Origin of the sequence: Allobosea sp. CCNWLY174, assembly GCF_037120455.1 — a bacterium.
In the GTDB taxonomy this organism is placed as follows: Bacteria; Pseudomonadota; Alphaproteobacteria; order Rhizobiales; family Beijerinckiaceae; genus Allobosea; species Allobosea lupini.
In genome coordinates this window covers 355551-370095 of sequence record NZ_JBBBBQ010000001.1, presented here as the reverse complement: position 1 = coordinate 370095, position 14545 = coordinate 355551, and the positions used below count along the sequence as shown (strand labels likewise).

12 protein-coding genes are annotated in these 14545 nt (G+C 67.3%); 7 read left to right on the top strand and 5 right to left on the bottom strand.

Going from position 1 to position 14545, the window contains the following annotated elements; all coding sequences use genetic code 11:
• Positions 1 to 3 precede the first annotated feature (3 nt).
• The gene (locus tag V7S63_RS01755) at positions 4 to 501 is read right to left on the bottom strand and encodes a CinA family protein (RefSeq protein ID WP_336529006.1); all 498 of its coding nucleotides are present in this window, start codon (positions 499 to 501) and stop codon (positions 4 to 6) included.
• Between the two features lie 4 nt (positions 502 to 505).
• Positions 506 to 1699, bottom strand: a complete 1194-nt coding sequence (locus tag V7S63_RS01750; RefSeq protein WP_336529005.1) for a bifunctional 2-C-methyl-D-erythritol 4-phosphate cytidylyltransferase/2-C-methyl-D-erythritol 2,4-cyclodiphosphate synthase — start codon at positions 1697 to 1699, stop codon at positions 506 to 508.
• A gap of 183 nt (positions 1700 to 1882) precedes the next feature.
• Between V7S63_RS01750 and dusB the strand changes: the two genes are divergently transcribed.
• The 7 genes from dusB to hflX all read left to right on the top strand — a co-directional run bounded on the left by dusB (position 1883) and on the right by hflX (position 11282).
• Positions 1883 to 2905, top strand: a complete 1023-nt coding sequence (dusB, locus tag V7S63_RS01745; RefSeq protein WP_100960308.1) for a tRNA dihydrouridine synthase DusB — start codon at positions 1883 to 1885, stop codon at positions 2903 to 2905.
• Positions 2906 to 3011: 106 nt separating this feature from the next.
• Positions 3012 to 4064, top strand: coding sequence for a two-component system sensor histidine kinase NtrB (locus tag V7S63_RS01740; protein WP_244543705.1), 1053 nt, complete (start codon positions 3012 to 3014; stop codon positions 4062 to 4064).
• Between the two features lie 27 nt (positions 4065 to 4091).
• Positions 4092 to 5546: a nitrogen regulation protein NR(I) gene (gene ntrC, locus V7S63_RS01735; protein ID WP_100960310.1), complete on the top strand. Its 1455-nt coding sequence runs from the start codon at positions 4092 to 4094 to the stop codon at positions 5544 to 5546.
• A gap of 232 nt (positions 5547 to 5778) precedes the next feature.
• On the top strand, positions 5779 to 8055 hold the full coding sequence (locus tag V7S63_RS01730; protein ID WP_336529004.1) for a sensor histidine kinase NtrY-like: 2277 nt from the start codon (positions 5779 to 5781) through the stop codon (positions 8053 to 8055).
• Positions 8052 to 9419, top strand: a complete 1368-nt coding sequence (ntrX, locus tag V7S63_RS01725; protein WP_091829035.1) for a nitrogen assimilation response regulator NtrX — start codon at positions 8052 to 8054, stop codon at positions 9417 to 9419. Before V7S63_RS01730 ends, ntrX begins: the two co-directional genes overlap by 4 nt.
• Before the next feature lie 196 nt (positions 9420 to 9615).
• Positions 9616 to 9864: an RNA chaperone Hfq gene (gene hfq, locus V7S63_RS01720; protein WP_057192822.1), complete on the top strand. Its 249-nt coding sequence runs from the start codon at positions 9616 to 9618 to the stop codon at positions 9862 to 9864.
• Positions 9865 to 9944: 80 nt separating this feature from the next.
• Positions 9945 to 11282, top strand: coding sequence for a GTPase HflX (gene hflX / locus V7S63_RS01715; protein ID WP_336529003.1), 1338 nt, complete (start codon positions 9945 to 9947; stop codon positions 11280 to 11282).
• 9 nt (positions 11283 to 11291) lie between these two features.
• Here the strand turns inward: hflX and V7S63_RS01710 are convergent, their stop codons facing one another.
• The 3 genes from V7S63_RS01710 to V7S63_RS01700 form a co-directional block, all read right to left on the bottom strand.
• Positions 11292 to 12920: a phytoene desaturase family protein gene (locus tag V7S63_RS01710; RefSeq protein ID WP_336529002.1), complete on the bottom strand. Its 1629-nt coding sequence runs from the start codon at positions 12918 to 12920 to the stop codon at positions 11292 to 11294.
• Between the two features lie 50 nt (positions 12921 to 12970).
• Entirely contained in the window at positions 12971 to 13300 is a 330-nt protein-coding gene (gene hspQ / locus V7S63_RS01705; RefSeq protein WP_091829030.1) for a heat shock protein HspQ, read from the bottom strand.
• 116 nt (positions 13301 to 13416) lie between these two features.
• Positions 13417 to 14466, bottom strand: a complete 1050-nt coding sequence (locus tag V7S63_RS01700; RefSeq protein ID WP_336529001.1) for an HpcH/HpaI aldolase/citrate lyase family protein — start codon at positions 14464 to 14466, stop codon at positions 13417 to 13419.
• Positions 14467 to 14545: the final 79 nt, after the last annotated feature.

Below are 14545 nucleotides of genomic sequence, written 5' to 3'. Positions count from 1 at the left end.
AGCCTATTCGATCGTCAGCGCGGCCTCGCGCAGCAGGTCGAGCGCCTCCAGCACGCTGAGGCGCCTGATCTCGTCGCGTCCCGTCGCGCCGAAGCGCTTCTCGCGATGCAGCGTCCGTGCCCCGTTGGCGCAGGCGAAGTGCACAAGCCCGACCGGCTTCGCTTCGCTGCCGCCGTCAGGACCGGCGATACCCGTGACGGAGACGGCAAGCCGCGATGACAGCCGCTCGCGGCCACCCTCCGCCATGGCGCGCGCGACCGGCTCGCTGACCGCGCCATGCTGGCGGATCAATTCGGCCGGGACATCAGCCAGAACCGTCTTCGCTTCGTTGGAATAGGTTACGAGGCCGCCGAGCACCATGCTGGACGAGCCGGAGATCGCCGTCAGGGCGCCTGCAACCAGCCCGCCCGTGCAGGATTCGACCGTCGCGACGGTGATGCCGCGCTCCCGCGAGATGTTCAGCAGTTCGGCGGCAAGCGAACGGATATCGAGATCGAACATGGCCTCACTCCGGTTCCGGCAGGCGGATGGTGGCGGTGGCGAGCGCGGCGAGGCCCTCGCCGCGCCCGGTGAAACCGAGACGCTCCGAGGTCGTCGCCTTGGTACCGACCTGGTCGAGGCGCAGGCCCGCGATCTCGGCGATGCGGGCGCGGATGGCATCGCGCTGCGGGCCGACCTTCGGTCCCTCGCAGACGATGGTCAGGTCGAGATGATCGATCCGCCCGCCGCGCTGCCGGACACGGTTTGCAGCGAAGGCGAGGAAGCGATCAGAGGAGGCGCCCCGCCATTGCGGATCGCTCGGCGGGAAATGGCTGCCGATGTCGCCATCGGCCAAGGCGCCCAGCACGGCATCGGTAAGCGCATGCAGGGCGACGTCGCCGTCGGAATGGGCAGTGACACCGCGGCTGTGCGGGATGCGGATGCCGCCGAGCCAGACATGGTCGCCCTCGGTGAAGGCGTGGACGTCATAGCCGGTGCCGATGCGGGTGACGAGCGGGCGGGCGAGGCGCTGCTCGGCCAGTTCGAAATCGCCGGGATAAGTCAGCTTCAGGTTCATCGAATCTCCGGCGAAGGTCGCTACCCGGTGGCCGGCCCATTCCATGATGGCGGAATCGTCAGTGAAGCCAGCGGCTCCAGCGGCATGGGCGGCCCGGTGCGCGGCCAGCAGCGGCTGGAACGCGAAGGCTTGCGGTGTCTGCACCGACACGAGCTGCTCGCGCGGCAGGGTCTCTTCGATCTGGCCGGTGGCATCGACGCGCTTGACGGTGTCGGTGACCGCGAGTGCCGGAATGGCGGCGACACTCTCGGCACCGGCCGCCAAGGCCCGCTCGATCAGCGCTGGTGACACGCAAGGCCGCGCCGCATCGTGCACGAGAATGGTGCCGGTGAATCCCGACGCCGCGAGCGCCTCCAGCCCCGCGCGAACCGAATCCTGGCGGGTCTCGCCACCTTCGATCGGCGCGAGCAGCCGAGTGCGGGCGCTCTGCGGAAGCCGGCTGATCGCGTCGTCATAGCGGTCGTTGTCACCGGCCCCGGTCACCACCAGCACCGTGCCGAGGCGGCTTTCCGCCAGGAAGGGCGCGAGCGTACGGCACAGGACCGGCACGCCACCCAGCTGCCGGTACTGCTTGGGAGAACCAGCTCCGGCGCGCAGGCCGCGCCCGGCGGCAACGATCAGGGCTGCGACGGCCGGTGTCATCGATCCTCTTGGGTCCGGATCACGGGGCTTCGCTGATAGGACGGCAAGGGGCTCGCGCCAAGCCATCAGCACGCTGAAGCAAGAGGCGAGATGAGGATCAATTTCCACGCATGTCGATATTGCATTGCAACATCGCGTGAAATTCTCTTGCGCGCCGCACCATTTGTCCAATAAATCGGCAGAATGGAAACTGCCTCAAATTCGGGCGAGCGCAAAGTGTCGATCGGCGGGCTGCTGCCGGTCTCGCGCGCCTTCCTCGCGCCGATGTCGGGCGTGACCGATCTGGCCATGCGCCGGATCGCCGCGCGCTTCGGCGCCGGGCTCGTAGTGTCCGAGATGGTCGCATCGGACGAGCTCGTCCGCGGCAGCGAAGAGGCGAGGCTGCGGGCCGAGGGCGCCGGCGTCACGCCGCATGTCGTTCAGCTAGCCGGTTGCGAGGCGCGCTGGCTCGCCGAAGCCGCGCAGGTCGCCGAGGCCTCGGGCGCGGATATCGTCGACATCAATATGGGCTGCCCGGCCAAGCGCGTCGTCGGCGGCTGGGCCGGCTCGGCGCTGATGCGTGATCTCGACCATGCCGTCGGCCTGGTCGAGGCCGTCGTCGCGGCGGTGAAGGTGCCGGTCACGGTCAAGATGCGGCTCGGCTGGGACGATGCCAGCCGCAACGCGCCGGAGCTGGCGCGCCGGGCTGTCGTTGCCGGCGCAGCTGCGATCACCGTTCATGGCCGCACGCGCCAGCAGTTCTACAAAGGGCAGGCCGATTGGGCCGCGATCCGCCCGGTGCGCGCCGCAGGCACGTTTCCGCTCGTCGCCAATGGCGACATCGCGACGCTGTCGCAGGCGCGGTGCTGCCTGGAACGATCTGGCGCCGACTATGTCATGGTCGGCCGCGCCGCGATGGGCCGCCCCTGGCTGCCCGGCGCGATCGGCGCCGAACTCTCCGGCCGCGTCCCGCTGGAGATTTCGCTCGCCGCCAAGCACGACATCGCCCGCGAGCATTATGAGGACCTGCTGTCGCTGATGGGACGCGAATCCGGCGTCCGTCATGCGCGCAAGCATCTTGCCGCCTATGCCGACGAAGCGCTCGCCAGCGGGCTGGAGCCCGACGAGGGCGCCCGCCGCGAGTTGCTCACCACCACTGAACCCGCGCGGGCGATCGCTGCGCTCGGGCAATTGTTCTCAAGCGACCGCCTCGGCGCCGCCGCCTGATCACGAAAGTCCGCATATGACGATGGCGATGTTCAACGACGGTGTGGAGGGGCGGCACGATCCATTGTCCGACCTGCTCGAAATCCAGGCCCTGAACGTCCTGCCCATGCCCGTGCTGGTGATCGGGGAGCGGCATGGCATTCTCTACGCCAACACCGCTGCCGAAGACTTTTTCCAGGCCAGCGCGCTTGTCCTGAAGCGCCAGCGCCTCGATGACCTCGTCGCCTTCGGCTCCCCGGTCCTGGGACTGGTCGAAGAGGTGCAGCGCCGCGGCGCCAGCGTCAGCGAGTATCGGCTCGAGCTCGCTTCGCCGCGGCTCGGCCTTGACCGGATCGTCGACGTCTTTGCCTCATTGCTGCCCAGCCAGCCCGATGCCGTGGTGCTTCTGCTGCAAGAACGAACAATTGCCGAAAAAATGGACAGGCAATTGACGCATAGAGGGGCAGCCCGCTCAATCACGGCGCTCGGCGCCATGCTTGCGCATGAGATCAAGAACCCGCTCTCCGGCATCCGTGGTGCGGCGCAGTTGCTCGAGGCTTCGGTCGGCGACGAGGATCGCCTGCTGACGCAGTTGATCTGCGATGAGGCCGATCGGATCGTGAAGCTGGTCGAGCGCGTCGAATTGTTCGGCGACGAGCGCCCGAGCGAGCGCGGGCCGGTCAACGTCCATGACGTGCTCGACCATGTGAAGCGGTTGGCGCAGTCTGGCTTTGCCCGCCACATCCGCTTCAGCGAGGCCTACGATCCGTCGCTCCCTCCGGTCGCCGGCAATCGCGACCAACTCGTCCAGGTGCTGCTCAACCTGGTTAAGAACGCGGCCGAGGCGATCGGCCAGGACGCTATCGACGGCGAGATCACGCTGACCACAGCCTATCGCCCGGGCATCCGCATGCAGGCGCCGGGCTCCGGTGCCCGGCTCGCTCTGCCGCTCGAGATCGGTGTGCGCGACAATGGGCCTGGCGTGCCGCCCGAACTGCACCAGCTCCTGTTCGATCCCTTCGTTACCACCAAGGCGCAGGGAAGTGGCCTTGGACTTGCACTCGTCGCCAAGGTGATCGGCGATCACGGCGGAATCGTCGAATGCGAATCCGTGCCGCGACGCACGACATTCCGCATTCGGTTGCCCCTGCACGAGGCCAAACCGTCTCAGGCCGGGTGAAAAGACGAGTAGGACACGGAAAAGCGCATGCCGACGGGTAACATTCTCATCGCCGACGACGACGCCGCGATCCGCACCGTCCTCAACCAGGCGCTCGCCCGCGCCGGCTACGAAGTCCGCACCACCGGCCAGGCGGCGACGCTCTGGACCTGGGCGGCGCAGGGCCTCGGCGATCTCATCATCACCGACGTGGTGATGCCGGACGGCAACGCCTTCGACCTTCTGCCGCGCATCAAGCGGGTTCGGCCCGAGCTGCCGATCATCGTGATGAGCGCGCAGAACACCTTCATGACCGCGATCAAGGCTTCCGAGCGCGGCGCCTACGAATACCTGCCCAAGCCCTTCGACCTGAAGGAGCTCGTCGCCATCGTCGGGCGGGCCCTGTCGCGGCCTCGCGGCGATGCGCCGCGCAACCATGCCGCCGAGCCCGAGGACATCCCGCTGGTCGGCCGCTCGCCGGCGATGCAGGACGTCTACCGCGCGTTGGCGCGGCTGATGCCGATCGATCTCACCGTGATGATCAACGGTGAATCGGGCACCGGCAAGGAGCTGGTCGCCCGCGCCCTGCACGACTACGGCAAGCGTCGCAATGGCCCCTTCGTCGCGATAAACATGGCGGCGATCCCGAAGGACCTGATCGAATCGGAGCTGTTCGGCCACGAGAAGGGCGCCTTCACCGGCGCTTTGACCCGTTCCTCCGGCCGCTTCGAGCAGGCCGAGGGCGGCACGCTCTTCCTCGACGAGATCGGCGACATGCCGATGGAGGCGCAGACGCGCCTGCTGCGCGTGCTTCAGCAAGGCGAATACACCACCGTCGGCGGCCGCACCCCGATCAAGACCAACGTCCGCATTGTCGCCGCGACCAACAAGGACCTGCGCATCTCGATCGCTCACGGACTGTTCCGGGAGGACTTGTTCTTCCGCCTCAATGTCGTGCCGATCCGCCTGCCGCCGCTGCGCGAGCGCGTCGAGGACATTCCGGATCTCGTCCGCCATTTCTTCGCGATGGTCGAGAAGGAGGGACTGCCCCGCAAGCAGATCGATTCGGAAGCGATGGACGTGCTGCGGCGCTATCGCTGGCCCGGCAATGTCCGCGAGCTGGAGAATCTGGTGCGGCGTCTGGCCGCGCTCTATCCGCAGGAGACGATCACGGCGCCGATCGTCGAAGCCGAGTTGCAGCCGGCGACCGGTGCTCCGATGCAAGCCGGGAGCAGCAGCAGCGCCCCGGAGCGTGCAGAAACCCTGTCCGGTTCGGTGGAGCGCCATCTCGGCCAGTATTTCGGCGGTTTCGGCGACCAGATCCCGCCGCCCGGCCTCTATCACCGCATCCTGCGTGAGATCGAGCCGCCCCTGATCGCCGCCGCCCTGGCGGCAACGAGGGGCAACCAGATTCGCGCCGCGGAGCTGCTAGGACTCAATCGCAACACTCTCCGCAAGAAGATCCGCGAGCTCGACATGCAGGTGGTACGCTCGCCGCGCTAGAGCCCGCTCCGATCAGCTTGCTCCGCTAGCTGATCGATAAAGCGGCGTCGCCTTAAGTTGAGAGCCGGATATACGGATCAGGTTGAATCGACCTGATCGGAGCCGGCTCTCGCAGCAACTGTGGCTGCCTTGCATCTGTCATATTTTGACAACACCGTTGCGGCGGCGCATCAGTGCGCTGTGCGGTAGTTCCGATGACGGACCGCCGCTGCAATGGAGCTCCGATTCCGTCTTGACCACTTCGACCGGCGACATGCGCATGACGCCCCGGACCGACGACCCGCCACGCCGGGTCTCGGGCTGGCTCGGCGCGCTCGTCGTCGGGTTCGCGCTGGTCTCGGCGCTCACCACCTTCCTCGTTCTCTCCGGCGCGACGCCGGTCGCACCCGTCCACGAGGTCGTGGTCGGCGTCTTCATCATCAACGGCCTGCTGATCCTGCTCCTGCTGATCATCGTCGCCTTCGAGGCGGCGGTTCTGATCCGCGCCAGGCGCAAGGGCGTGGCCGCCGCCGGCCTGCATGTGCGGATCGTCAGCCTGTTCAGCATCGTCGCCGCCCTGCCGGCGATTCTCGTCGCGATCATCGCGACGGCGACGCTGGAGCGCGGTCTCGAGCCCTGGTTCTCCGACCGGATGCGCGACGTGATCTTCAAATCCGTCGAGGTCGCCGACGCCTACACGACCGGCCAATGCCGTTCGCTCGGCCGCGAGATCAGGTTGCTCGCCGACGATCTCGGGCGGGCGAAAACCGCCTACGACGCTGATCGACGCTGGTTCGAGACCTTTCTGACGGCGCGGGCCACGGCGCTCGGCCTGCCGGTGGTCTGGATCATGAAGCCGCCGGACACCGTCGTCGTCCGCGCCAATATCGACGTGCTGCGCGACCCTCACAAACCGAATGCCGACGCATTCGAAGATGCGCAGAGCTCGCCGGAGCCGATCTGCGTATTACCGTCGGAGGGGCGGGTCTTCGGTGCGCTGATGAAGCTGCCGACCTATGACGGCGCCTTCCTCTATGTCGCCCGCGAGGTCGATCCGCTTGCAGTCGAGTTCCCGGCCGTCGCCCGTGGTGCCGCGGTCGAATATCTCGGCATTGATGCGCGCCGAAAGGGCGTGCAGATCGCTTTTGCCTCGATGTATGCGTTGATCTCGGTGATCCTGCTGCTCTCGGCGATCTGGCTCGGCCTCAACTTCGCCAACGGTCTGGTCGCCCCGATTCGGCGGATGATCCACGCGACCGACCAGGTCTCCAGCGGCAATTTCTACGTCCAGGTGCCGATACGACGAGCGGAGGGGGATCTCGCCCATCTCGGCGAAACCTTCAACAAGATGACCGCCGAACTGCGCCGCCAGCGCGATGGGCTGGTCACGGCAAGCGAAGTGATCGACCGACGCAGGCGCTTCACCGAGACGGTGCTCTCCGGCGTCTCTTCGGGCGTGCTCGGCATCGACGAGGACGGGCACATCACCCTCAGCAACCGCTCGGCCGAGACCTTGCTCGGCTCCGGCGGCCGGCTGCTCGGCGAACCCGTCGCGCGCGTCGTTCCCGAGATCGCCGGCTTCGTCTCCGAGGCACTGAGCAATCGCCAGCGCCTGAGCTCCAGCCAGGCAGCGATCACCCGTGGCGGCCGCGAGCGCATGCTCAACATCCGCGCGACGCGCGAAGGCGAGGGGGCTGGTGCCGGGCTGGTCGTGACGCTCGACGACATTACCGATCTCGTCTCGGCGCAGCGCACAGCCGCCTGGGCCGACGTCGCCCGCCGCATCGCCCATGAGATCAAGAACCCGCTGACGCCGATCCAGCTCTCGGCCGAGCGGATCCGGCGCAAGTTCGGCCGCGTCATCGTCGACGACAAGGAGATCTTCGACCAGTGCACGGCGACGATCGTGCGCCAGGTCGAGGACATTCGCCGCATGGTCGACGAGTTCTCATCCTTCGCCCGCATGCCCAAACCCTCGCCGGCACGGGACGACATCATCGAGACGGCAAGGCAGGTCACCTTCCTGATGCGGGTCGGCAATCCCGAGATCGACATCACCGACAACCTGCCGGAGGCGCCGGTCCTGGCCCATTTCGACCGGCGCCTGATCTCGCAAGCCCTGACCAACGTCATCAAGAACGCGACCGAGGCGATCCAGGCGGTGCCAGCCGAGGAGCGCGGCAAGGGCCGCATCGAGATCAGTTTCGAACGGACACAGGACGGGCGGATCGTCATCGACATCCTCGACAACGGCAAGGGCTTGCCGGCCGACCAGCGCCAGAAGCTGCTCGAGCCCTACATGACGACCCGCGACGGCGGTACCGGGCTCGGCCTCGCCATCGTCGGCAAGATCCTCGAGGATCATGGCGGCGGCATCGAACTGCTCGACCGCCCCGACGGCGCCCGCGGCGCCCGGATCAGGCTCTGGTTCATCGAGACCGGACCGCCGCCGGCCGACGAAGACAGGCCAGAAGCACGCAATCACCCGGCGAATTCCGCCGCACGACAAGTAAACGGGACGAAGGCATGAGTGCTGACATTCTCGTCGTCGACGACGAGGTCGATATTCGCGAACTGGTGGCCGGCCTCCTGGAGGACGAGGGCTATCGGACGCGCAAGGCGGGCTCCGCCGACGAGGCGCTGGCCGCGATCGCGGCACGGCGCCCCAATCTCGTCTTCCTCGACATCTGGCTCCAAGGCAGCCGGCTCGACGGGTTGCAGGTGCTGGAGCTGATCAAGGAGAGCCATCCCGACCTCGCGGTGGTGATGATCTCCGGGCACGGCAACATCGAGACAGCCGTCTCGGCAATTAAGAGCGGCGCCTACGACTTCATCGAGAAGCCGTTCAAGGCCGACCGGCTCGTTCTCGTCGCCGAGCGGGCGCTGGAGGCCTCGCGCCTGCGCCGCGAGGTCCGCGAGCTCAAGACGCGCTCGGTCCAGGCCAGCCGTATCGTCGGCCGCTCGACCGCGGTCAACCAGTTGCGCCAGACGCTGGAGCGCGTCGCGCCGACCAATGCCCGCGTGCTGATCACGGGCGAGCCGGGCTGCGGCAAGGAGCTGACCGCGCGCACCCTGCACGACGCCTCGACCCGCTCGGCCGGCCCCTTCGTGGTGATCAACGCCGCGACGATTACGCCCGAGACGATGGAGGAGGAGCTGTTCGGCATCGAGGGCGGCGACGGGCGCTCGCGCCGGGTCGGCGCGCTCGAGGAAGCGCATGGCGGCACGCTCTACATCGACGAGATCGGCGACATGCCGCGCGAGACTCAGAACCGCATCCTGCGCGTCCTGGTCGATCAGAACTTCCAGCGTGTCGGCGGCGCGACCCGCGTTCATGTCGACGTCAGGATCATCTCGTCGAGCAGCCGCGACCTCGCCAAGCTGATCGCCGACGGTCAATTGCGCGAGGACCTGTATCACCGGCTCGGCGTGGTGCCGATCCGCGTGCCGGCCTTGTCTGAGCGGCGCGAGGACGTTCCCGAGCTGATCGAGTTCTTCATGGACCAGATCTCGGTCGCGACCGGCCTGCCCAAGCGCCGGATCGGCGGCGACGCCATGGCGATCCTGCAATCGCATGAATGGCCGGGCAATGTCCGCGAGCTGCGCAACAACGTCGAGCGGCTGATGATCCTGACCAAGGGCGAGCCCACGGCGGAGATCACCGTCGACATGCTGCCGGCCGAGGTCGGCGCCATGGTGCCGACGACGCCCTCCGGCTCGGGCGGCGAGAAGCTGATGAGCCTGCCGCTGCGCGATGCCCGCGAGATCTTCGAGCGCGAATATCTGATGGCGCAGATCGCCCGTTTCTCCGGCAACATCTCGCGCACGGCGGAGTTCATCGGCATGGAGCGTTCAGCCCTGCACCGTAAGCTGAAATCGCTTGGAGTGGGCTGAAATCCAACCGTCGTGTTGCGCCGCACGCAAGGCGGTTGGCCGAAATTGACGTTCCGCAACCCTTGCGCGTTCTCGCCGGGTCACGATCTAATGAAGCGTCGGTGTTCCGACGGCCCGGCGATTGGCGCCGAAGCCGAACGGAACGATCTGGATCGCAAGGGCAAGCCGATTGCGATCCCAACAACAGGGATTACCCATGGCCGCCGAACGGGCTCAAAATCTCCAGGACACCTTCCTCAACCACGTCCGCAAACAGAAGATTCCGCTGACCATCTTTCTCGTGAACGGCGTCAAACTGCAGGGCGTGGTCACCTGGTTCGATAATTTCTGCGTTCTCCTGCGTCGCGACGGGCATTCGCAGCTCGTCTACAAGCATGCGATCTCGACCATCATGCCAGGCCATCCGGTCCAGTTGTTCGAGCCCGAGGACACGGACAAGGCCTGACCGTGGGCGGCAAGGCCGGCGGCGCGACGACGGGCAGCGGAAGCGCAATCGGGATCTCGATCGATGCGGCCGAGCATGCCTTGGCCGCTGACACTCGCGCCTTTGTGATCGGTCCTTACCTGGCGCGCCATGCCGCCAGCCGGGCCGCTGCGGGCGACGAGAACCAGCGCAGCCATGCAGCGCGGCTGGACGAGGCGTTCGGCCTCGCTAGCGCCATCGACCTCCAGATTGTCGAGGCGATCCCCGTGGTCCTGACGGCGCTGCGGCCAGCAACCTATCTCGGCAAGGGCAAGGTCGAGGAACTGGCCGAGCGCGTCAAGATCGAGGAAATCGGCCTCGTCGTGATGGACTGCGCCCTGTCGCCGGTGCAGCAGCGCAATCTCGAAAAGGCCTTCGGCTGCAAGGTGATCGACCGCACTGGCCTGATCCTCGAGATCTTCGGCCGGCGCGCCCGCACGCGCGAAGGCGCGCTGCAGGTCGAGCTCGCCCATCTCAACTATCAGAAGAGCCGCCTGGTCAGGTCCTGGACCCACCTAGAGCGCCAGCGCGGCGGCTTCGGCTTCCTCGGCGGACCCGGTGAGACCCAGATCGAGGCCGACCGGCGCATCATCCAGGAGCGGATGACCAAGATCGAGCGCGAGCTCGACAGCGTGAAACGCACGCGCTCGCTGCATCGCGCCAGCCGCAAGCGCGTGCCCTATCCGGTCGTCGCGCTGGTCGGCTACACCAATGCCGGCAAGTCGACGCTGTTCAACCGGCTGACCTCGGCCGAAGTTCTGGCGCAGGACATGCTTTTCGCCACGCTCGACCCGACGGCGCGGGCGCTGAAGCTGCCCCATGGCGCCAGGATCATGCTCTCCGACACGGTCGGCTTCATCTCCGACCTGCCGACGCAGCTCGTCGCGGCTTTCCGTGCAACGCTTGAAGATGCGATCGAGGCTGATGTGCTGCTGCATGTCCGCGACGTTTCGCATGAGGACACGCAGGCCCAGGCCGCCGATGTCCAGGGCATCCTGCGCGATCTCGGCATCGACCCGGAGGACGGCGAGCGCGTCATCGAGGTCTGGAACAAGGCCGATCTGCTCTCGGGCGACGAGCGCGAGCGCCAGGCGGCGTTGACCGAGCTCAAGCCCGGAGCCTCGCGGCCGGTGCTGGTCTCCGCCTTGACCGGCGAGGGCATGGAAAGGCTGACCGACGCGATCGAGCGGCGCATCGCCCGCACGCGCCCGGTCTATCGGCTCACGCTGGAACCGGGCGACGGCAAGTCCCTGGCCTGGCTGCACGCCAATGGCGAGATCCTCGAGCGCGAGGATGCGGAGGACGGCGCGCTCAGCCTGCTGGTGAGATTGCCGCCCGAGCGGGAAGGGGCCTTCGGCGCCCGTTTCCCTCAGGCTGAACGCGTCGGCAGCAACTCCTGAGGAGGCCGGTCACGGTTGCACTGGCCGCAGTCTGAAACGCCGGGGCTTCAGGTCGGCGAGCACGGAGCGGGCCGCATTGTGCCCCGGCGCGCCGGTGACGCCGCCGCCCGGATGGGCGCCCGAGCCGCAGAGATAGAGGCCCGGCACCGGCATGCGATAATCGGCGTGGCCGAGCACCGGGCGGGCGCTGAAGAGCTGGTCGAGCGTCAGGCGGCCATGGAAGATGTCGCCGCTCACCAATCCGAAGCGCGCCTCCAGATCGCTCGGCGCCAAAGCCAGCCGGCCGATGACGGAAGCCCGGAACCCCGGGGCGTAGCGGTCCACGGTGTCGATCATCAGATCGGCCACCGCGTCGCGATGCGCATCCCAGCTCCCACCGTCCGGCAGCTGTGGCGCAACATGCTGGCAGAACAGGCTGGCGACATGGCGACCGGGCGGGGCGAGGCCATCGTCCAGCGTCGACGGGATCAGCATCTCGACGATCGGCTCGCTCGACCAGCCCGACAGCCGCGCCTGCGCATGCGCGCGGTCCATATAGGCGAGCGAGGGCGCGATGATGATTCCGGCGGTGAGGTGGTCGCCCGGTTCCGGCAGGCAGGTGAAGCGGGGCAGTTCCGACAACGCCAGGTTCATCCGGAAGGTGCCAGAGCCCGAGGCATAGCGGCGGATGCGCTCGCCGAAGTCGGCGGCAACGATCGCCGGATCGACGAGCCGCTCGAACAGCAGGCGCGGATGCAGGTTGGACACCACGGCGCGCGCCCGCACCACATCGCCCTGTTCGGTCACGGCACCGACGGCGCAGCCTTTTTCGGTCAGAACCTGAGCGACCAGCGTCTCCAGCCTGATCTCGACGCCCTGTTCGGCGCAGGCCCGCGCCATGGCCTGCGTGATCGCGCCCATGCCGCCGAACGCATGGCCCCAGGCGCCGCGCTTGCCGTTGACCTCTCCGAAGACGTGATGCAGCAGCACATAGGCCGAGCCGGGCGTATAGGGGCTGGCATAGTTGCCGACCACGCTGTCGAAGCCGAACAGCGCCTTGACCGGATCGCTCTCGAACCAGCCGTCGAGCCAGTCGCCGGCCGATTTGGTGAAGAGGTCGAGGAGATCGCGCCGTCCGGACTGGTCGAGCCCGGCGATGCGCCGCCCGAGCGCGGCCGCGTCCAGCATCTGCGGCAGCGCCGCCAGCCAGCCGCCATCCCCGAGATTGGGCGGCGCCTGCAGCACGAGATCGCGCAGGATCGCGGCGATCTGTTCCAGCCGCGCGCCATAGGTCGATAGCCGCTCCGCGTCGCGGGCGGAGAATTTCGCCACCTCCGCTTCCGTGCGCCCCTCGCCGGCAGCGAGATAGCGCCCATCCGGCAGCGGCAGGAAGTTCGCCATGCGCCGCTCGACGATGCGCAGCCCGTGCCGTGCCAGCTCCATATCCGCGATGATGCGCGGATTGAGCAGGCTGACCGTGTAGCTCGCCGTGGAATTGCGGAAGCCGGGATGGAATTCCTCGGTGACCGCCGCGCCGCCGACCACGGCGCGCCGCTCCAGCACGATGACCTTCAGCCCGGCTTTGGCCAGATAGAAGGCGCAGACGAGGCCATTATGGCCACCGCCAAGAATGACGATGTCGGCATGGCTGGTGCTCACGAAACCACCCCTTCGTCAGCACGCAGCACGTCTATTGGAAACTCGGCAACTCAGTTCAGCTCGGCCTTGTCGAGTCGATACTTGCCCTTGCGGTCGCGCCGGAAATATTCGCGCGCCTGCGGATGACGGATCGGCTGGCCCGACTCGTCGATCACGAGATTTTGTTCCGAGACATAGGCGACGTACTCGGTTTCCTCGTTCTCGGCGAAGAGGTGATAGAAGGGCTGGTCCTTGGACGGGCGCAGATGCTCCGGAATCGCCAGCCACCATTCGTCCGAGTTCGAGAACACCGGATCGACGTCGAAGATCACGCCGCGGAACGGATAGACGCGATGGCGTACAACGTCGCCGATGCGGAATTTCGCCGTGCGTGATTCCATGACCCTCGTTCAGCCCCAGGCCGGCCCGTCACAGCCGGTGTCGCCGTAACCCTGCGCTTGACGTAGGATTACGTCGCAAATGCGTCAATATCCGTCGATGTCGCGGCAGCGCTCTTTCAGAAGCCGTAGCGCGCCGCCAGCGCCGGATCGCGGGCCGCAACCTGCCGCGCCAGGTCGACAATGACCTTGGCCTGCTTCCAGGTCGCGTCGTCCTGCATCTTGCCGTCGATCATCACCGCGCCTGAGCCGTCCGGCATTGCTTCCAGGATGCGTCTGGCGAAGGAAACCTCGTCCGGATCGGGGCTGAAGACGCGCTTGGCGATCTCGATCTGCGAGGGATGCAGCGTCCAGGCGCCGGCGCAGCCGAGCAGGAAGGCGTTGCGGAACTGCGCCTCGCAGGCGGCTCCGTCCGAGAAGTCGCCGAACGGGCCGTAGAAGGGCTTCAGGCCGGCCGAGGCGCAGGCGTCGACCATCTTCGCCAGGGTGTAATGCCAAAGATCCTGCTGCGCCACGGCGCGCGGGCCGCCATCGGGCGTGGGGTCGGCGATGACCTTGTATTCGGGATGGCCGCCGCCGACGCGCGTCGTCTTCATGGCGCGCGAGGCGGCGAGGTCCGCCGGGCCCAGGCTCATGCCATGCATGCGCGGGGAGGCGGTGGCGATCGCATCGACGTTCTTCACGCCCTCGGCCGTCTCCAGGATGGCGTGGATCAGGATCGGCTTGGGCAGGGCATGGCGCGCCTCGTACTGCGCCAGCAGCTGGTCGACATAATGGATGTCCCAGGGGCCCTCGACCTTCGGCACCATGACGACGTCGAGCTTGCCGCCGATCTCAGCCATGATCGCGGCGATGTCGTCGAGAAACCAGGGCGAGTTCAGCGCATTGACGCGGGTCCACAGGCCGGTCGCGCCAAAATCGGTCGCTTTGGCAAGCTCGATGAATCCGTCGCGCGCCGCCTGCTTCGCCTCGACCGGAATCGCATCCTCGAGGTTGCCGAGCACGATGTCGACCTGGCCGGCGAGCTCGGGAACCTTGGCGCGGACCTTCTCGAGGTGCGGCGGCACGAAATGGATCATCCGCTCCAGCCGCAGCGGCAGCTCGCGATAGGGCTCGGGCGCGCCGATCGCCAGCGGGCGGAAGAACTGGCGCGGCGTCTTGGTCGTCATGCTCGGCTCCATGCTGCGATGCAGCGAATGTGCCGGAAGGTCGCCGCGCCGTCCATCGGTCTTTCGGCAGGCTTTGGGT

Coding starts and splice junctions, on each gene's coding strand:
- V7S63_RS01755 (WP_336529006.1), bottom strand. CDS start 501: ATGTTCGATCTCGATATCCGTTCGCTTGCCGCCGAACTGCTGAACATC.
- V7S63_RS01750 (WP_336529005.1), bottom strand. CDS start 1,699: ATGACACCGGCCGTCGCAGCCCTGATCGTTGCCGCCGGGCGCGGCCTG.
- dusB (WP_100960308.1), top strand. CDS start 1,883: ATGGAAACTGCCTCAAATTCGGGCGAGCGCAAAGTGTCGATCGGCGGG.
- V7S63_RS01740 (WP_244543705.1), top strand. CDS start 3,012: ATGCCCGTGCTGGTGATCGGGGAGCGGCATGGCATTCTCTACGCCAAC.
- ntrC (WP_100960310.1), top strand. CDS start 4,092: ATGCCGACGGGTAACATTCTCATCGCCGACGACGACGCCGCGATCCGC.
- ntrX (WP_091829035.1), top strand. CDS start 8,052: ATGAGTGCTGACATTCTCGTCGTCGACGACGAGGTCGATATTCGCGAA.
- hfq (WP_057192822.1), top strand. CDS start 9,616: ATGGCCGCCGAACGGGCTCAAAATCTCCAGGACACCTTCCTCAACCAC.
- hspQ (WP_091829030.1), bottom strand. CDS start 13,300: ATGGAATCACGCACGGCGAAATTCCGCATCGGCGACGTTGTACGCCAT.
- V7S63_RS01700 (WP_336529001.1), bottom strand. CDS start 14,466: ATGACGACCAAGACGCCGCGCCAGTTCTTCCGCCCGCTGGCGATCGGC.